Raw genomic sequence first — 19,814 nt, 5'->3', positions numbered from 1 at the left:
AAGTTAGGTGTTAAGTTTTTTTATTATGCAACCTCTTCCAAGACAATATCATCAATGCATATTCTATGCTGTTGTGTAATCTGTCTGTTAGAAACTGCACCTAATGTAATGCTAAGTCTTGCATTATTGTCTGTTTCACTATTCATTGTGAAAACGCATTCATATTCCTGATACTCATTGTTATCATAGCTTGCTTTGCTAAGTTTCATTAAGCGTGCATCATCGTTTCCACTATATGGAGTCCAATCATTATCTGATGAACCATTATGTTGTAATGTAACCAAAATATCTCTATCAATGCTTGCTTTAGCTTTTAATTTCAAACGATATTTTTTACCTTTTTCAAGTTTAATACCATCTTGCATAAGTTGGATATTCCAATCAGCATCGCCTGTATTTTTGATTGTGATATCATATGCATTATCTTCTTTTTGTGAATCAACTATACTTGAAGCATCTGCACTTGAGTAAACTCCTTCTGTAAATCCACTCTTTCCTGCATTAAATGAACCATTCTTAATTTTTTCATTTTCTGCAACAGTTATATTATCAATATAATAAACTCCTGGTGTTTTGAATGTCATAGAAAATTCATTTTTTGTGACATCTTCGCAACTAAATTCATGTGAATATTTTGCATCTACATTGCTATCTAGTGTTTCTGTAAACTCTTTATCACCAACTTTAAAGACTACATCTGGTGTAGCATTTTGTCCCTGTTTACCATCTGCTGATTCTTTATAAGCATTGTATGACACATAATAGTTACCTTTTGTGAGTGGTAATTTAGTCTGTTTAATAACTATTGGTTTTTCAACATCGTCTTTTCCAACAACAACTTTTAACCGTCTATCATTGTTAGTGTTTGTTACTGATACTTTATCAACATCTTTAGAATCAATTTCCCAATATCCCAATCTGTTCTTTCCTTCCTGGAATGCTCCATTATAAACATAGTTTCCATCAGGTCTAACTTCTCTTACAGAATCTTCATTTATTTTTTCTCCGCCTGTAACTTTTAAGCTTACATTCTTAATTGTTACTGCTGATGTCGAACCTTGATTACCTAAATTAAATTCAACGCAAGTGTTTAAATCTGTTGGACGATCCATTTTAAATGTATAAGAGTAAGTTTTCATATCCTGTGATAATTCAACTTTTGTGTCCTGAAGATATCTAGTCCAGTTTTTATCTGGTCCTTCAACATCAGTAATAATAGTTCTTGGACTATCTGCTTTTGCATCAAATGTTAAAGTATATTCAAGGCCTCTATACAATGGAATATTTCCCTGTTTTAGCTGAACACTATGATTCTGACCTCCTACAGCAGTTGGAGAGATTTTTATTGAATCATTTTGTGTTATTGTTGCGTCAGCATCATCTTCTAAATGCAACTCCCAATCCTCGCTTGGATTTATAGCGGTTGAGAAGTTTCCATTTGTAACATAGTTGCCTGTACTATCAGCTTCTTTTACTTTTACTTCTTTTTCAGGTTTAGTCGCATTTTTCTCAACCTCATCATAGTATTTTTTGTCTTTTTGATAAACTTTAACAGAGTCGATAATGAATGGATTATTATCAAAACTTGTACTTTCATTTGGATATCCTACCCAGCTTCCACCTACTGCAAGATTTAAAATCATATAGAATTTCTGATCAAATGGAGCTGGATAAGTTACTTCTCCGCCGCCTTCTACAGCAGAGAACCAGTCTTTTGTTTCATAATATTTAACGCCATCAACATACCATGTAATGTGATCTGCTTCCCATTCAACTCCAAATTTATGGAAAGTACTTGAAAAATCAATTTTGGAATCAACAAGGTAAGTACCTTGCTGTTGAGCATGAGGTGCACCATAATGGATTGTTCCGTATAATTTCGATGGATTTTGTCCCATAACTTCCATTGCATCTATTTCACCACATTTTGGCCATTGACCATATAAATTCTCATTTGTTGGCATCATCCAAAATGCTGGTAAATATCCCTTTCCCTTAGGAACTTTGGCAGTCACTTCAAAATATCCATACTTAAAATCGTGTTTTCCCTGTGTATTAATTCTTCCTGAAGTAATTTCATTTCCGTTTTTTACAGGATTTAAGTATAGTTTTCCATCTTTAACATAAATGTTTTTATCAGATGTAACATATGATTGGAGCTCTTCATTAACCCAACCTGGTTCATGAGTTTCAATGTTCCAATCAGACAAATTTAACTTATCTCCGTTAAATTCGTCTTTCCAAACTTCTTTATAGCCCTGTTGTTTTAGGTTTTTTTCATACTGTTTCTGTTGTTTTTCTTTTTGTTTTTCCAACTTTGCAGTCTGTTCTTTGTTTTGTTTTTCTTCTTTTTCTTTTTGTTTTTTTGCTTTTTCAGCTTGTCGCTTATTCTGAGCTTCTTCTTTTTCTTTCTGTTTTTTAGCTTTTTCAGCTTGTTTTTTCTTTTGAGCTTCCTCTTTTTCTTTTTGTTTCTGCTGTTTTGCAAGCTGTTTAGCCTCATAGCTATTTTCTTTTGATGAAGATGCATAAGTTGAAACTGGTGCAACAATATTACTTACTGCTAAAACTGTAGATAGAACAATTACTCCAAATTTATTCATACACTACACTCCTTTGTTTTATTTGTCCATACTTTTAATAAATCCTCTCTGATAGATTCATAATGTGAACCACTTATTCCAAAATCCTTTTCTTTATAGTTCCAAATTGCATAACCAATATTGTATTTACTAAAGACCTCATTAACATCGCTAAACCAACGAAGAGTGTCTTCAATTGGAGCCTGATCGATTACACCAAACTCACCACAATATAGCTTAACTCCGGCATTTTTAGCTGCATTTATAGCATCCTGAACCAAATCTTCTATCAAATTTTGACCAATATAATCAAGACCAGATTCATATACGGCTTTACCTTGATCTCCAATTATTTTTGAACGTGTGTAATAGTCTTCTTTTGTTCCAGGATAATTTACAACCCACTCAGGATCCATTGTTTTTACCCAATAAGCCTTCTGATGAGTAAATAATAGAGGCTCATAAAAATGGAATGTAAACATTATCTTGTCATCTAATGGTTGCTCTAAAAACTTAAGAGTTTTTGCACTATTCCATTGAATTCCACCATAAATGATGTAGGAATCTGGAGCATTTTTTCTAATAGCTTTTACCGTTTTAGCTATCAACTTATTCCATGCATCAGCATTTTCTTCTTCAACAACTTCATTTAACAATTCGAATGCAACATTGTCATAATCTTTAAAATATTTAGATATTTTATCCCATAAAGCGATAAATCTATCCTGTAATTTTTCACTTTTAAAAAGACTATTTGCCTCTTCTCCTGCATTGTTAAAATCATAACCATAGGCTTTGTGAAGGTCAAGAATTATTGATAGGTTATTATCTTTTGCCCACTCAACAACCTCTTTAACTTTTTCGTAACCACTTACAATTTCACTAGCATCTTCTGTTTCAAAAACTTCATAATCGATTGGAAGCCTAACATGATCAAAACCCCAATTTGAAATTGTCTCCAAATCCTTTCTTGTTATGAACTCTTCATAATGCTGCTGTGAATGTTCGCATTGTGACAAAAAGCCACCTAAATTAATACCACTTCGTAAATCCATTTCTTTTCCCTTTCCTGATTTTTGACACAATAGACAATTTTTTCATTGTTTGCCACACATAAACTGTCAACATAATATAAAATTTATATTGATTTTATATTGCTTTGTAATATTGTGTCATATTTTTTCTCTTACCTTGCTTAAAATTATACAAACTTCCTTTCGAAAAATATATTAATTTGGTTTTATTTTTATCGGTTTTGTGACATAATAAAAAGTAGATAAAATTACAAAATATATAAATGATTTTACACTTATCAAGGAGTACAGATATGAAAGATTTTAAAAAAGAACTATTTTACAAGGAGTTTATTCAACGAGAACACGATTTTTTTAGGGCTCCATACAACCCTGAAATAGAATTCTACAATACAATACAATCCGGAAACATACAAAAAGTTAAGGAATTATGTTCTGAAGATTTGATGCATAAAAAGGGACTCGGCAAGCTTTCTACCAACAATTTGCAAAATATTAAATATCATTTTGTAATCACAACAGCTTTAACTGCTCGTTATTGTATTCAAGGTGGAATGGATTTATCAACTGCATATGGTCTGAGTGATTTTTATATTCAAAAAGCTGATTCTTGCAATTCTATTGAAAAAGTATCTGCTTTACACCCTATAATGTGCCTCGATTACACTAAACGAATGAAAAACCTGCGCAAGAAAAATGTTTGTTCAATCCAGGTTGCCAAAAGTATTGATTATATTTATGATAATTTGCATTCAAAAATTTCAGTTGACGATATTGCCAATTATGTTGGACTCAATCGAAGCTATCTTTCACGCCTTTTTAAAAAAGAAATTAATTGTTCAATAAGCAATTATATCCGTGAAAAAAAAATAGAAACTGCTAAAAATATGCTTCTTTATTCATCATATAAACCATCCGAAATATCATCGTTGCTCGCTTTTTCAAGCCAGAGCTATTTTACTGAAATATTTAAAAAATATGTTGGATGCACCCCTAATGAATTTACCAAAAGGAAGATGTCCTAAATATTGATGGCACACCCAAAAACGCCGACTATTCTTGTTTTTTAGTAAAACTGCAAGAATAATCGGCGTTTAAATTCTACTCATTATTTGAATTTCAAATTCTTATTAAATTTTCTGTTTTTAAAAAACATTATTTATGAAAGATATGAATCAAGATACTCTGGAAACCACATTGAAATTTCTCTCTTTGCATGTTCAACCGAATCTGATCCATGAACTGTATTATCAGTTTTGCCCTTAGCATATTTATTTCTTATTGTGCCTTCGGCTGCTTCCTTAGGATCTGTTGCACCATTAACTCTTCTAACAGTGTTAACTGCATCTTCACCTTCTAGAATCATAGCTACAAGTGGACCACTCGAAATAAAATCAACTAATTCTTGATAGAAAGGTTTATCTTTTAAATCAATATAATGTTGTCTTGCAAACTCTTTGTTGATTTTAATCATTTTAAGAGCAACTATTTTAAGTCCCTCTTTTTCATATAAGTTTAAAATCTCACCTATATGATTTCCTGCAACTCCATCTGGTTTAACTAATGATAATGTTTTCTCTACCATTTTCATACCTCCCCATACTCTTTTGCACTCTTACCAAATTTTGGTTATTTTTTATACACATTTAAGTATATCGTGCATCCTTCAAGAAATATTATATCATAATGATGGTTTTTTTAAAATATTTTTTATACTTTTTAGTATAATTTTATAGTTTTCTTATAATTATCAGATTATTATCTTTATAAATACAAGTCAAAGACTACTTATTACTAAATTCTTTTAATATTTCTTATTGACAAGCTATTTGTAAAGTGGTATTGTATCTTGTGTGACGTAGTTTTGAAAACTACATGCTAGAGTTGTGTGGTTATATTATAAGATTTATTTAGGACATTTATCTAGACCTAATTTTGACTATGCTTATCTACAGTTATTTTATAAGACATTTTTAGAGAATTTTAATTTATATTTTCAAATATTGAAAGGAGCTTTTTTATGACTATTAAAATTAGAGAACCGGGAAGTGCTATTACACATTTAATCGCTGTAATATTGACAGCATTTTTTTCAACGCCATTACTTATAAAAGCAGCTCTTCACAAAAGTAGTACTGTTTTGTTTTCGATGTGTGTATTTATTGCGAGCATGCTCTTACTTTATTCTGCAAGTACCCTTTATCACTCAGTTAATGTTAAAGGAAAGGTATTAAAAATATTCAAAAGACTTGATCACACAATGATTTTTGTATTGATTGCTGGTTCTTATACTCCAATCTGTTTGACAACTTTAAGACATTCTGGAGGACTTAGATTACTAACAATTATTTGGTCAATCGCAATTATTGGTATGATTTTCAAACTATTTTGGGTTACATGCCCTAAATGGCTTTCATCATGTTTATACATTTCAATGGGATGGGTTTGTATAGCTTATTTAAAGGACATAATTCAAAATATGCCAATCACAGGGTTTTTATGGTTACTTTTTGGAGGTATTATATATACAATTGGTGGCGTCATCTATGCTCTTAAGTTACCACTTTTTAATAAAAAACATAAATATTTTGGTTCACATGAAATCTTTCATCTTTTCGTCATGGCAGGTAGCATGTGTCACGCAATTTTAATGTACCAATATATTGCTTAAAATTTAATTAAAAAAAAGCACTTTAGGATATATTATTCTTGATTCGGCATATTCTAAAGTGCTTTTATATTTTTATTATTTAGTTTTTGTTTTTATTTGTCTTTTTTCTTTTTGTCTTTTTTGTCTTTCTTCTTGTCTTTATCTTTTTTCTTATCTTTATCCTTCTTTTTATCTTTGTCTTTCTTCTTATCTTTATCCTTCTTTTTGTCTTTCTTCTTGTCTTTATTTTTTTTCTTATCTTTATCCTTCTTTTTGCCTTTGTCCTTCTTATCTTCATCAGCTAATCTTAGTGCTTCTTCTTTTTTAGCTTGCATAGCAAGAAGTTGCTCTTTTTCAACCATCTGATTCATAGGTGTCATATAATGAAAAAGATTAGCTTCTAATGTTTCTCTATAACTATCGTTCTTTAATTGACGCATATTCTTTACATAACTATGAGCATCTAATTCTGCATGCTGCATTTCAATAATTGCAACTGCAACGTTAGAACAATGTGCAGAAATACGTTCGTAATTAGTGAGCAAATCGTTAAAAGGAAGGCCTTTAATCATATCACATTCTCCTGCACTTAAACGCTGAACATGATTAAATTTCAACTCATCACAAAGCATCTCTATACATTCACGAAGAGGTTCTATCTTCTTTGCTGCTTCACGATTATCTTCCATAAATGTTTTACAAGTCATTTCTACAATATCCTGTACTGCTGCCTCTAAAAACGATAGCTCCTTTAAAGCCTGCTCAGAGAAATTAATCTTTTTATCAGCCAATTCTTTGGCAACTTTTGAAATATTTACAGCATGATCTCCTAAACGTTCAAAATCACTAATTACGTGAAGTAATTCTGAAGCCTTGTGAGACTGAACTGCAGTTAAATTGTGACTTGTGACCTTGATAAGATAACTACCTACTTTATCTTCGTATTTATCAATAACTTTTTCTTTTTCCTGAATAACCTGATAACGATTCTCATCATAATTAACAAGAAGCGTCATCGCACGCAAAATATTCTTTTTTGCCTTACGCGCCATTCCATTCATTGCTTTATGACTTTGCTCTAAAGCGATTGATGGATACATAAGTAAACGGTCTTCTAAAAGATCGAAATCTTCATAATCTTCACGATCTTCTGGATCTTCTTTAACAAGCCAGAATACAAACTTCTCAATAAATTTAATAAATGGTGATAGCACCAATACTGTTGCCATACGGAACACCGTATTTAATAATGCAATGCTAACTGGTGTCATTGTTGAGTTCAAGAAACTAAAATTAACAACTGCATTTACAGAATAAAATACAGTTCCCCAAATAATCATTCCGAACAAATCATTTAATAAATATACAAGGGCTGTTCTTTTTCCGTTTTTGTTAGCACCAACTGCCGAAAGAAGAACCGGACAAGCTGCACCAACACCAATACCAAGAGTAATTGGGAATGCAACTGCAAAAGAAATTGCACCTGTTGTAGACAATGCCTGCATGATACCAATTGAAGCTGACGCACTTTGCAAAATTGCAGTAAAAATAATACCAATTAAAATCGCAAGAAAAGGGCTTTTTACACTTTCAATAATATTTAAAAAAGTTGGATTAGTTCTTAATCCTGATACAGAACCACTCATTGTCTGCATACCTGTCATAAGGATTGCAAATCCCATCATAATAGCTCCAACTTTTTTTAATGATTCATTTTTTACAAAAGTTTTAAAGATAATACCAATAACTGCAACAACAGCTGCTATTGTAGTCGAAGAAATTAATGTAGCGACTCCGCTTCCTCCATCAATGTATGAAAGACATAAAATCCATCCTGTAATTGATGTACCAATGTTAGCACCCATTATTGTACCAATTGCCTGAGACACCTGCATCATACCTGAATTAACAAAACCAATTATCATTACAGTCGTTGCAGATGAAGACTGAATGACTGCTGTTACAACAGTACCAAGAAGAATTCCTTTAATAGGTGAGCTGGTTAATTTATATAAAACCATCTCTAATTTATTTCCGGCGACCTGTTTAAGTCCATCGCCCATTAAACCCATTCCAAAAAGGAATAAGGCAACTCCACTAAGTAATGTTAATATCGTAGAGAATACTTCCATTCTCTTGTCCTCCTATTTCTAATTACAAAATAATACAACATCATATTAACACATTATAATATCTTTTGAATAGCTAAAATTTATAAAAATTATGATTTTATTTTTAAAATCCTCTTTTTTTCAAATCTGAAACCAATTGTACGTAGAATTCTCTTACATCAAAGCCTTTAATATTTTCACGATTTAAATCTATCATATCTCCATGAGATATTCCGCGATTACTTTCAGTATTTACAAGAAATCTATAATTATTCCCCCATTTGAATGATTTCTCGCCAACTAGACCATCATTGTCCCCATCAAAATACTGCACGAACTTATAAGTCATATTAAGTGGAAACCTCCCACTTATTATTTTATTTAATTTACTACCGACGCTTTGATACCAAACTTCTTGACTATCTGGCACTTCTTCGTTGAATTTTGCACATGATGATGCAGTCAAATCATATACTGCAGAAAGGAAATCAGGATTCTCATCTCCTAATTTTTTAAATGCACTGTTGTATGTTTTTGCCACAAATTTTTGCTGCGCTTCTCCTATTCCGCTCAATAAAAAATCTGCAAACTCACAGCCTCTATGTGGTGTATTAATTGTTGTTAACGATGCTACATATTTTGATGTTCCGAGCTTAGATATTGCATATCTTGAATCAAGTCCACCTTTAGAATGAGCTATAATATTTACTTTTTTGCATCCAGTTTTATTTACAATTTCTTTGATTCTTTCGTCTAATTCTCTAGCACTATCTGCAACCGCTGCTGCTGATTGATGATTTCCTGTGTAGCATTTCGCACCATTTTTTTCTAATTCAGCAGGAATACGTCCCCAATAATTTAAATATTTAAAATCCCTAAAAAAAACCCCATGCACCAATAAAATTGGATATTTTGTCTCACAAATCTTGTCGTCTTTTCTACTTTCATCTAATAACAACTTATCATTTTCAAAAAAAGTTTCACTTGATACTAAATAAATAAGTTTAGATAATACAACAAGATGAACAACAGGAATTAATCCACAGACAATTCCTATTACTCTCCATTTAATACCTAACTGTGCTGAAGAAACATAAATTCTGATTATTCCGCTCCAAAAAATTATATTCTCTATTATCACAAAAATCCCAATTATTTTTGCCCATTGTATCCAATTCCCATCTGTTGCAATAAATCTTTTATCCCCAAGTAACGCAACTAACAAGTAAATTGAGACAAAAACAACTGATGTAAGAAAAACTGATAAAAGCTGGCAGCCATTTCTTGCAATTGATAATCTTTTTGTCATTAATCTTCCATATAATAAATCAGGCATCAATTCTACCAATATTAAAACAATAATTGCTATAATCTGTAATAGTTTTAAATTACTTGGTACTTTAGCCAATGTCATTGGCAAAATAATCGCTCCTACACCTATAGTTAAAACTATATTTATTATCAAATATCTAAAGAAATACAAACTCTTTTTCACTCTTTTTCTCCTTCATCTTCAAATTTTATTATTTTCCCTTTCAAAGAATATCATATTACAATATAATACTGCAACTTTTATAACAACATTAAATTAAAAAACTATTTTTCTTTTTTCCATAAACTTAAACTTGTAACCCTAAAAAAAATAGTCTAAAATAATATTGCATTTTATTATAAAGGATGATTATTATATGAAGATTTTATTAACAGCCCTTGATGCTAAATTCATTCATTCGAATTTGGCAATTTATTGTTTAGCATCTTATGCTGACAAATATCGTGATTCTTTAAAGCTAAAAGAATACACAATTAACCAACAAAAAGATTTTATTCTACGTGATTTATATCTTGAAAAACCAGATATTGTTTGTTTTTCTTGCTACATTTGGAATATCAATTACATTCGTGAAATCATATCAGACTTACATAAAGTTTTACCTAACACTAAAATATGGCTCGGTGGTCCTGAAGTTTCATACAATTCTACAGAAATTGTTGATTCACTTCCAGAAATTGCAGGCATTATGATTGGCGAAGGTGAAGAAACTTTTCTTGAATTCTGCCAATACTACATTGATGAAATCGGTAATTTAAACGAAATTGATGGCTTAACTTACCGTCCATCTAACGCCATTGCTAAACATGAATTAGATAAAAATAACAACGATTCACAGAATAATTCTGATGATATTAATTATAATAAAACACTATCTAACGAAAAAGCATCTAAAGAATCAATTATTTTGACTAATCCAAGAGCAATCTTTGATTTAGATAAATTACCTTTTTGCTATGAAGTACTAAACAATTTATCTTTAGAGCATAGAATTATATATTATGAAAGTAGCCGTGGCTGTCCATTTAACTGCAGTTACTGTCTTTCTTCTATTGATAAAAAAGTACGTTTTAGATCTCTTGATAAAGTTTTTCATGAATTGCAATTTTTTATTGACCATGAAGTTCCTCAAGTAAAATTTGTTGATAGAACATTCAACTGTGACCACAAGAGAACTATCGCTATTTGGAAGTACTTAATGGAGCACGATAAAGGAATCACTAATTTCCATTGCGAAATAGCAGCCGAAATATTAAATGATGAAGAAATTGAGCTTTTACAACAAATGCGTCCGGGATTAGTTCAGCTAGAAATCGGAGTTCAAACTACTAACCCTCAAACTTTAAAAGCAATTCATCGCCCTTCAACATTTGATCATCTTGCTTCTATTGTAAATAGAATTCATATGAATCACAATGTACACATGCATCTTGATTTAATTGCAGGCCTTCCTCACGAAGATTTAAAAAGTTTTGCTAATTCATTCAATGATGTTTATTCGCTTTTACCAGAACAGCTTCAAATGGGATTTTTAAAAGTTCTTAAAGGATCCTTTATGCATGCTCACAAAGATGAATATAATTGCGTACACCAAAGCAGTTCACCTTTTGAAGTTTTATCAACTACATGGATTTCTTATGATGATATTTTACTTTTAAAACAAGTTGAAGAAATGGTTGAAGTCTACTATAATAGTGGACAATTTTCTAAAACTCTACCATATTTGGTAGATACATTTAACACACCATTTGAATTTTTTGAAGCACTTGGTAAATTTTATGCTTATAAAGATTATGACAAAATATCACATAACAGAATTCGTAAGTATGAAATATTAATTGAATTTATGGATTTCTTAATAAATAATCCAGATTCCTGTGTTTGCGCTTTAAATACACAGTTTGATTTAACTGATTTTTCAATTGAAAAACTAAAAGAATTATGCTTGCTCGATTTATACTTGCGTGAGAATCTCAAAAAAAGACCAATCTGGATGACTGATTTGACAAAAATTAAAAACGAAACCAAAAATGTATATGTTGAAAACGGTCTACGTCGTTCAGCAAAATTACATATTGAACCATTCTACTATCTAAGCTCAGAAGACTTTGGTTTTGCTGACACTAATATCCAAAAATCAGTCATATATTGTGCATTCGATTACGAAAATCGAAATCCAATTAATCATAATGCGTCTATCGTTTTATTGTAGGACATTATATAAAAAAATAAAAACTCAGTTACACCTTTATAGATGAAGATTCAACTTACGACATCTCCATTTCAAATTAGTGTAACTGAGTCTTTTTATTAGAAATATTTATCCAGTTTAACTTTAATCTTCAAAAACTAAACTTTAGACTTTTCTAATTTCATACCTTGTGAAATTATACTTTCCTCATATAATTTCTACAACTAAATCTGATTTAGTTTAATTGTTGGTGAAATAAAATATTTGAAATCCTTTTCTTGACAATATTTTATGATTTTGTTTTTTAGTTTTTCATCCTTTGTATACTCTAAAATAAATACATCAATTCCATTTGCCTTACAATTTTCAATATAATCCGTAAAATATTTCCTATCATCCGGTGCTTGCTCACCAAAAATATCTTTATTGTAATTCTTTACTGTTGTAAAACAACCTTCTTGATTAATAGCCGTAATCAAACTTCCTTGTTTTTCACTGATTACTCTACTAACAAAAACGTCTCCTCCATTTACTACGATGCCCTTGTTGTATTTTTTTAGTCCTTTAAAAATGTCTATCAATCCTTTGTAAATATTTTCATTATTTTTAAAATAATATATGTCTGTATTGTCTATAAAAAATGAATCAATATTTTTATCATTCATTTTTTTACCCAGCTTGTTTACCACAAAATCCTGCCATTCTTTCTTTGACACATCAATCCACACTTCATCTTCCCAGTTTTGGTAAACGCCCAAACTATACTTCTTGTAGTCATTCCAATAATCTCTCCAGTTTTCTAAAGCACCAACGTTTAGATAAGAATACACTTTATGTCCAGCTTTATGTAACTGTTCAATATCTTCTTTTGTGTAATTATCCGTTTCTAGAACTATAATTTCATAATCTTTGAATTTTTCAACTGCCTGTTTACCTAAACCGATAAATACACCAAATTTGTTCTTAAATTGATGTACTGGTTGTGGCTCTGGCTGTGGTTGTGGCTGTGGCTCTGGCTCCGGTTGTGGCTCTGGTTCCGGTTGTGGCTCTGGCTGTGGCTGTGGTTGTGGCTGTGGTTGTGGCTCTGGCTCCGGCTGTCCATTATCATTAATTAATTCATTTAAATTTGAGCGATTGGAAATTAAATAATTGATATTTTTTTTCTTACAATACTTTATTATTTCATCATTTTGTTTTTCATCTGAAGAATACTCTATAATTGATACTTCTAAATCTTTAGTTGTTAATCTTGATAAATAACTTTTGTAGAAAGCTATCGTATTTGTATCCTGCTTTCCAAAAATATTCTTTTTTTCATCTTCAATTTTTGTAAAACACTGTTCTGATATAACACCTTTAATTAGATACTCTTTTTTACTATCCATAAGTTTTTTAACAAAGTCTTCACCACCAATTATGCTAATTGGTTTGTTGTATTTTTGTAAGCTTTTCACTATTTTTAATAAACCATCATATACCTTTTTTTCTTTGTAATTTGAATAGACATCAGTGTTTGCTAAATAGAATGCATCAACGCCTTTATCTGCCATTTCTTTTGCAAGTGAATCAACTACAAAATACTGCCATTTAGGTTTTGTTACATCCATCCAAACTTCATCATCATATCCACTACATTTTCCCAAAGAATATTTCTTATACTGTTCATAATAAGAACGATATTTTTCTAATGTTCCTGCATTTAGATATCCATATACGACATGCCCTTTTCTTTGTAATTTTGCAATATCTTCCTTAGAATAATCAGAAATATCTAATACAATTTTTTTGTAATTTTTAAATTTCTGCGCACTTTGCTTGCCAACGCCAATAAAAATTCCAAATTCATTTTTAAATGTTTGGTTTTCTTTTTTTTCTTGAACAATAACTGAATCGTCTTTCGCGTAGACATTAGATTGTGGCATAAATGCCATTGTATTAACTGCTGTTACAGATGCTACTAGTACAAACATTAAGTTTCTCTTCTTCATGTTGTTTCCTCCTTGGATTTACAAGTTTTCTAGTTATTTTTTAAGAAGCCATGTGACTCCTTTAGCAATTCTGTCAGCAACATGATTAAAATGATTTCCCTCGTTTATTTCATATTCACATTCTATTCCCTCTGATGCATATCTAGTGTATATTTCCTGTGTGATATACTCATTTGATTTAAGATATCCATTTCTGGCTTTACTTTCCCCATCCCCTAAAGAAATGTAAACTTTCTTTGGATAATTAAAATCTTTATTTCTTTTTACAAAATCAAAAAACTTTGGATACCACAATGAACCTGAAACAGACGCCACCCTATCAAATTGGTCTGTTTTATACATTGAATATAAAGAGAATAAGCCTGCCATTGAATACCCTACCAAAACTGATTCACTTGGAGTTGTAGTCAATGCACATTCCGTATAAGACATTACATCTTTTAATATGAAATCAAGAAAAATGTCGGCTTTTCCCAAAAAATTATCGTGTTCCGATATAATATTCTCAGCTTCCCATGGTGACAAATACTCATTCCATTCTTTTAATGTAATAACTGTCATATTAAAAACATTAGAACCTAATTCTGTACATTTTTCAATTATTTCATCACCAATCTCTTCTGTAGATATTAAATATACCATTGGAACAGATTTCTTTTCGTTTTCGTATACAGTAACTCCACAAATAACTTTTCCATTAGAAATAACTGTTTCATTCTTTTCAATTATATCCATACTTTCCTCCTCCATTGTTTATTTGTTATTTCATGTGGTTACTCGCTAGAAAAGCTTTCACCATAAATTATATCGTATTCTTTTAAATTTTATCAAGTTTTTATAAAATTTTTTTACTTTTTGGCGAAAGCAAACGAAACTCAGGCGCTTATTATAACTATAAGTTATAGTAATTATTATCGTTGACATCTTTTAGCTATAGTGATAATCTATATCTCAAAGAATTTATTCTACATTACATTAAAGTGTTATCGCGCGAGATAACTATTATGCTAAATTTTTTTAATCTATTTTTATCTATATTCAGGAATTATATATTTTATGAAAGGAGTGTCTGAGTATTCAGACGAAAAAATTATGAACAGTATAGTTATTCTATTAATTGCTGGTGTTTGCTTATTATTAGGATATGTTTGCTATGGTGGCTTCTTAGCAAAAAAATGGGGCATCGATCCACAAGCAAAAACTCCAGCTCTAAAACTTGAAGATGACGCTGACTACGTCCCTTCATCAAAATTTACAGTATTTTCACATCAATTTTCATCAATTGCTGGTGCCGGTCCTGTACAAGGTCCAATTTTAGCCGCAGCATTCGGTTGGGTTCCTGTACTTCTTTGGCTTTTAATTGGTGGAATCTTCTTTGGTGCAGTTCAAGATTTTGGTGCACTATATGCTTCAGTTAAAAACGACGGAAAATCTATCGGTCTTATCATTGAAAAATACATTGGTAAAACAGGTCGTCGATTATTTTTACTTTTCTGTTGGTTATTTACTTTATTAGTAATTGCAGCTTTTACATCAATGGTTGCTGGTACTTTCAACGCTGTACCATCTAAGGATCCAGCCGTTTTGAAAAAAGGATTTGGTGCTGCATCAGCTGCTAGTATTTCTATTTTATTTGTTTTTGTAGCAATGTTTATGGCATTTGCGGAAAAATTTATCAAATCACATGTATCAAAAAATACAGAGTTAATTAAATTTATTGTTGCTGCTGTTGTCCTTGTTGTTACTTTTGCAATAGGAATGAAACTACCTATTTACATGGTAGGAAAACATTGGAACCTTATCATTTTAGCTTATTTATTCCTGGCTTCGATCCTTCCAATGTGGTTATTGATGCAACCAAGAGATTATCTTACAACAATTTTACTTGTTTTAATGATTTTAGGATCTGTTGTTGGTGTTCTTTTTGTTCATCCATCAATGAATCTTAACGCATTTAACGGTTTTTCTATAAAAGGTGCAAATGGTGAAATAAGCTACTTATTCCCAACATTATTCGTTACTATTGCCTGCGGAGCTGTATCAGGTTTCCACAGCCTTGTATCTTCTGGTACTTCTTCAAAAACAATCAGTAACGAAAAAGATATGAAATTCGTTGGTTATGGAGCAATGGTTTTAGAAACTTTACTTGGTGTTATTTCTTTAATCGTTGTTGGTGCTTTATCAAAAGGACACGCTGTACCAAGTGGCTTAACTCCATTCCAGATTTTTTCACTTGGAGTAGGTACATTTATCACTAAACTTGGTCTTCCAAAAATTTATGTTACAGTATTTATGACAATGTGTCTTTCTTCTTTAGCATTAACATCACTTGATTCAGTTGCTAGAATCGGAAGAATGTCTTTTCAAGAACTATTTATTGATGATACAACTGACAGAAGCCAAATGCCATTTTGGCAGAAACTTTTCACAAATCAGTATTTTGCAACAATTGTTACTTTGATTCCTGGTTACTTATTATGCCTCGGTGGATATCAAAATATCTGGCCACTTTTTGGCGCTGCAAACCAGATGCTTGCTGCTCTTGTTTTAATTGGTATCGCTGTATTCTTAAAAGCAACAAAAAGAAAGGGTGTTATGCTTTACGCACCAATGTTCTTCATGCTTTGCGTAACATTTACTGCAATCATTTTAAACGTTCAAAAGAACTTAACATTACTTTTATCTCACAAAGGTATATTCCTTGTTAACGGACTTCAGTTAATAGTTGCAGTATTTTTAATTGTTTTAGGAGTTATGGTTACTATTACATGTATCAAGAAATTATTTGGAAAAACAGAATCAGTTGAAGAAGAGGATTCAGTTAACAATTACGTAAATTCAGCCAACTAAAACTTTAATTATTGTATTTTTTAAAAAGCTGTAGCATTGGATTTTACTTATAAGTATTATTCCATTGCTACAGCTTTTTCTTACAAAACATTGTTGTAAAGCCCCAGCTTTAACCTGGGGAATGTCAATTAGAACTACCACTTTTTATTTGGGCATTTTCCATGCTTTACAGCCGCCCTAAATTCTACATAACAACCACATACAGTACATGTAAATTCAACTAATTTATCACACGTTCTACAAACATCTAACCTCTTTAGATATTCTTTTTTATCTGTTTTATCTTGCTCTTTTATAACCGATAAATACTTCTCAAGTTTTTCTTTTCCCTCGCCAACTTGATCCATCATCAAACACTGTCTACAAAATCGTGTCTCATCCTTAACTTCCATTCTCCCTTTTCCCTCTACTTTCCATCTCCTTGATATTTATGCAATACATTATTACTCACATTACATGAGTTACATATCGAATCATAACTTTCCAAATTACGGCTATTATAAGGTTTTAATTTCATCCTTTAAAAAAGCCATCTGTTTTTTATATTTTGCCACTCTATTAATCTGATGTTCATTTGGATTATCTATCCTTGACAAGTCAGAATTATGCGTCAAATCCGCTAATTTAACTTCTTTTGCAATAGGATTATTTTTTATTCTAGTGAAGTATTCCACCGGATCATAACCTTTTTCTTTTGTTACTAAAACAACTGCCTCGACTATATCCGATGAAATTTTCTTTTCTAATAAATACTCTTTCGTAACAAATGTATCTTCAATTGTATCATGTAAAAGTGCTACTATTTTTGCTTTCTTATTTTTGCACAATGACGCAACCTTCAACGGATGATTGATATAATCCTTCCCCGCATCATCTTTTTGGCCTTTATGCGCCTCTGTAGCAATTTCTAATGCTACCTCGTACATTTTTTCGTACTCCATGCAAAAATCATCATTATAAAGCATAATACACTTCTACCATACCATGCGTATGGTATTCCTCCCTCATTATTTTGCAACATTTATTACATCATTAAATTAATGATTAGTTTTTATCATTATCTAGTTCATTTTTAGCTTTGGCTGATTCCTCAGTTATATTTTCAGTTTTAGCTTTAGCTGTTTTCTCAGTTATATTTTCAGTTTTAGCTTTAGCTGTTTTCTCAGTTTTACTTTCTTTTTTAGCTTCACGCTTGGCTTCTTTTTTTGCCTCGCGCTTAGCGTCTAACTCATTCTTTTTGTCTTTAATATCCTTAATATCCTTTAATAATGTAATACTTTTGTCTTTGTATGTATCAAATGCCTGATGCTCAATATTTTTCTTTTCTTCCATTCTATAAAGAAAATACTCTTTATAAATGTAATCAATAATTGCCGCAACAGGAATGGCAATCATAATACCTACAACTCCAAACATTCTTCCACCAACAATAATTGCAATCAAAATCCAGATAGAGGAAACTCCAAGGCTATCACCAAACAATTTGGGTTTAATAACATATCCATCTAATGTCTGCAATATAATTGTGAAAATAATAAACCATAAAGCAGATAATGGATTAGCCAAAACAAGTATGCTTCCACCAATTGCGCCACCAACAATAGGACCAAAAGTAGGTGCCAAGTTAGTAACACCAACAATAAAAGAAATCAATAATGGATATTGCATTCCTAATATCGTCATAAAAATAAAGTTAATTACTCCAATAATTAAACCATCCAACAAATCACATGCAATATATTTAATTAAAATATGATTACATTTTCTCCAAAAAACAGCAAGATTATCGTATGTTTTAGGTGCAACCAAAATTCTAAGAAGTCGTTTAGCACCTTTTATCATATTTTCTTTATCAATCAAAAAATAAATTGCAAGGATAAACGCTATAATTCCATTTGCAAGGCCTTTTCCAATGCTAAATGACGTATTTATAATGCTAGACATATTGCTTGAAATCATAGCTCCGACCTTATTTGCCATACTAGAGCCAACAGAAACTAGATTAGAACCGTTAACGTTATATGTTTCTAGCATTCCATTAACTTCATCTATAAACTTTTCAAAAGAACCTGCGTAATTCTTTGACTGTTTTGCAAATCCCGTAATACTCGAAATCAACTGTGGTATTAGATCTATCATTATAATACTCAAGAACAAAATCAAAGAAACGATTGTTACAAAAATAGAAATTCCTCTAGATATCTTTTGCGACTTTATCGACTTAAAAACTTTTTCCTGTAACAAAACAACCATCGGGTCTAATATATAAGCAATAACTATTCCAATCACAACAGGATAAACAAAATTGTATAATATAGATATTGCTTTAGCAAAAATTGATAAATTATTCAATATTTCATACAGAACAACTCCAGAACAAATTGCAACTGTATAAGATACCCACTTTTTATCCAACCAATTTTTATTAAATTTCATTTTAATACCTCGTTTTTCTAATGCTATTCTATAATAATATTCTTTTAATGCTATTTTTGTATCTAATGTTATTCAAAAAACATTTATAACACTACTAACATCGTCAATATTATCGTCTTAGTACACTTTTATTATAACAGAGAGAAAAGTAAATGACTACCATAAAAGGAAATACAATCTTTAAATTTTATTTAAAATATTGTGAATATTCGATGTCCTGACTAAGTTTTGAAATAGCAATAGAACTATACATAAAAATATACATAGAAATAGAAATAAAAAACATAACTGAAAATAAAACTATAAATTAAATAAGAAAAAAGATAGGGAACTTCAACCCTATCTTCGTCAATAGCGAGAGGGGGATTCGAACCCTCGACACCATGGGTATGAACCATGTGCTCTAGCCAACTGAGCTATCTCGCCACAAAATAATATCTGTTTTTAAAATTGCCACTCATGCTTTCACATGAATGGGACCTACAGGGCTCGAACCTGTGACCCCCTGCTTGTAAGGCAGATGCTCTCCCAGCTGAGCTAAGATCCCATTTCGACTTTCGTCGATAGTAGCGAGAGGGGGATTCGAACCCTCGACACCATGGGTATGAACCATGTGCTCTAGCCAACTGAGCTATCTCGCCA

Annotated in this window: 14 protein-coding genes and 3 tRNA genes; 4 read left to right on the top strand and 13 right to left on the bottom strand. The window is 31.1% G+C overall.

Annotated features, from left to right (window positions below; genetic code table 11):
- Positions 1-23: 23 nt before the first annotated feature.
- Both BLV79_RS10085 and BLV79_RS10075 read right to left on the bottom strand, forming a co-directional pair.
- Complete coding sequence (locus BLV79_RS10085) at positions 24-2,600, bottom strand: carbohydrate binding domain-containing protein (RefSeq protein ID WP_083354545.1); 2,577 nt, start codon at positions 2,598-2,600, stop codon at positions 24-26.
- Positions 2,597-3,634 carry a glycoside hydrolase family 5 protein gene (locus BLV79_RS10075; protein ID WP_074718633.1) on the bottom strand — a complete coding sequence of 346 codons (1,038 nt, stop codon included), beginning with the start codon at positions 3,632-3,634 and terminating at the stop codon, positions 2,597-2,599. The genes BLV79_RS10085 and BLV79_RS10075 overlap by 4 nt, the downstream gene beginning before the upstream one ends.
- A gap of 272 nt (positions 3,635-3,906) precedes the next feature.
- Here BLV79_RS10075 and BLV79_RS10070 point away from each other — a divergent pair, with 272 nt between their 5' ends.
- Positions 3,907-4,638: an AraC family transcriptional regulator gene (locus BLV79_RS10070; RefSeq protein WP_074718631.1), complete on the top strand. Its 732-nt coding sequence runs from the start codon at positions 3,907-3,909 to the stop codon at positions 4,636-4,638.
- 134 nt (positions 4,639-4,772) lie between these two features.
- Here the strand turns inward: BLV79_RS10070 and ndk are convergent, their stop codons facing one another.
- Positions 4,773-5,198, bottom strand: a complete 426-nt coding sequence (gene ndk / locus BLV79_RS10065; protein WP_022747755.1) for a nucleoside-diphosphate kinase — start codon at positions 5,196-5,198, stop codon at positions 4,773-4,775.
- A 435-nt stretch (positions 5,199-5,633) separates the two neighbouring features.
- Between ndk and trhA the strand changes: the two genes are divergently transcribed.
- On the top strand, positions 5,634-6,284 hold the full coding sequence (gene trhA, locus BLV79_RS10060; protein WP_074718629.1) for a PAQR family membrane homeostasis protein TrhA: 651 nt from the start codon (positions 5,634-5,636) through the stop codon (positions 6,282-6,284).
- 92 nt (positions 6,285-6,376) lie between these two features.
- On the opposite strand, the gene BLV79_RS12470 is transcribed toward trhA, so the two are convergent.
- Complete coding sequence (locus tag BLV79_RS12470; RefSeq protein ID WP_083354544.1) at positions 6,377-8,395, bottom strand: Na/Pi cotransporter family protein; 2,019 nt, start codon at positions 8,393-8,395, stop codon at positions 6,377-6,379.
- Between the two features lie 103 nt (positions 8,396-8,498).
- Positions 8,499-9,869 carry a lipase family alpha/beta hydrolase gene (locus BLV79_RS10030; RefSeq protein ID WP_242871460.1) on the bottom strand — a complete coding sequence of 457 codons (1,371 nt, stop codon included), beginning with the start codon at positions 9,867-9,869 and terminating at the stop codon, positions 8,499-8,501.
- A gap of 193 nt (positions 9,870-10,062) precedes the next feature.
- Here BLV79_RS10030 and BLV79_RS10025 point away from each other — a divergent pair, with 193 nt between their 5' ends.
- Positions 10,063-11,919, top strand: coding sequence for a B12-binding domain-containing radical SAM protein (locus BLV79_RS10025; protein WP_074718627.1), 1,857 nt, complete (start codon positions 10,063-10,065; stop codon positions 11,917-11,919).
- 203 nt (positions 11,920-12,122) lie between these two features.
- On the opposite strand, the gene BLV79_RS10020 is transcribed toward BLV79_RS10025, so the two are convergent.
- Both BLV79_RS10020 and BLV79_RS10015 read right to left on the bottom strand, forming a co-directional pair.
- Complete coding sequence (locus BLV79_RS10020; RefSeq protein WP_074718625.1) at positions 12,123-13,886, bottom strand: endo alpha-1,4 polygalactosaminidase; 1,764 nt, start codon at positions 13,884-13,886, stop codon at positions 12,123-12,125.
- Positions 13,887-13,919: 33 nt separating this feature from the next.
- A complete protein-coding gene (locus BLV79_RS10015) occupies positions 13,920-14,621 on the bottom strand; it encodes an alpha/beta hydrolase (RefSeq protein ID WP_074718623.1) in 702 nt (233 codons plus the stop codon).
- A gap of 357 nt (positions 14,622-14,978) precedes the next feature.
- On the opposite strand from BLV79_RS10015, the gene BLV79_RS10010 reads away from it, so the two are divergent.
- Positions 14,979-16,736, top strand: a complete 1,758-nt coding sequence (locus BLV79_RS10010; RefSeq protein WP_074718671.1) for a carbon starvation CstA family protein — start codon at positions 14,979-14,981, stop codon at positions 16,734-16,736.
- A gap of 134 nt (positions 16,737-16,870) precedes the next feature.
- Here BLV79_RS10010 and BLV79_RS10005 read toward each other — a convergent pair whose 3' ends face one another.
- The 6 genes from BLV79_RS10005 to BLV79_RS09980 form a co-directional block, all read right to left on the bottom strand.
- Positions 16,871-17,128, bottom strand: a complete 258-nt coding sequence (locus BLV79_RS10005; protein ID WP_074718621.1) for a DUF6171 family protein — start codon at positions 17,126-17,128, stop codon at positions 16,871-16,873.
- Between the two features lie 105 nt (positions 17,129-17,233).
- The gene (locus tag BLV79_RS10000) at positions 17,234-17,701 is read right to left on the bottom strand and encodes an HD domain-containing protein (protein WP_207645672.1); all 468 of its coding nucleotides are present in this window, start codon (positions 17,699-17,701) and stop codon (positions 17,234-17,236) included.
- A gap of 79 nt (positions 17,702-17,780) precedes the next feature.
- The gene (locus BLV79_RS09995; RefSeq protein ID WP_074718619.1) at positions 17,781-19,172 is read right to left on the bottom strand and encodes an AI-2E family transporter; all 1,392 of its coding nucleotides are present in this window, start codon (positions 19,170-19,172) and stop codon (positions 17,781-17,783) included.
- A 352-nt stretch (positions 19,173-19,524) separates the two neighbouring features.
- Positions 19,525-19,598: transfer RNA gene (locus BLV79_RS09990), tRNA-Met, on the bottom strand.
- 48 nt (positions 19,599-19,646) lie between these two features.
- A tRNA-Val gene (locus tag BLV79_RS09985) sits at positions 19,647-19,719 on the bottom strand.
- A 20-nt stretch (positions 19,720-19,739) separates the two neighbouring features.
- A tRNA-Met gene (locus tag BLV79_RS09980) sits at positions 19,740-19,813 on the bottom strand.
- Between the last annotated feature and the right edge of the window lies 1 nt (position 19,814).

Source organism: Lachnobacterium bovis DSM 14045 (assembly GCF_900107245.1).
Classification (GTDB): domain Bacteria; phylum Bacillota; class Clostridia; order Lachnospirales; family Lachnospiraceae; genus Roseburia; species Roseburia bovis.
The sequence above is the reverse complement of the archived record's forward strand: the minus strand, read 5'-3'. Positions and strand labels throughout refer to the sequence as shown.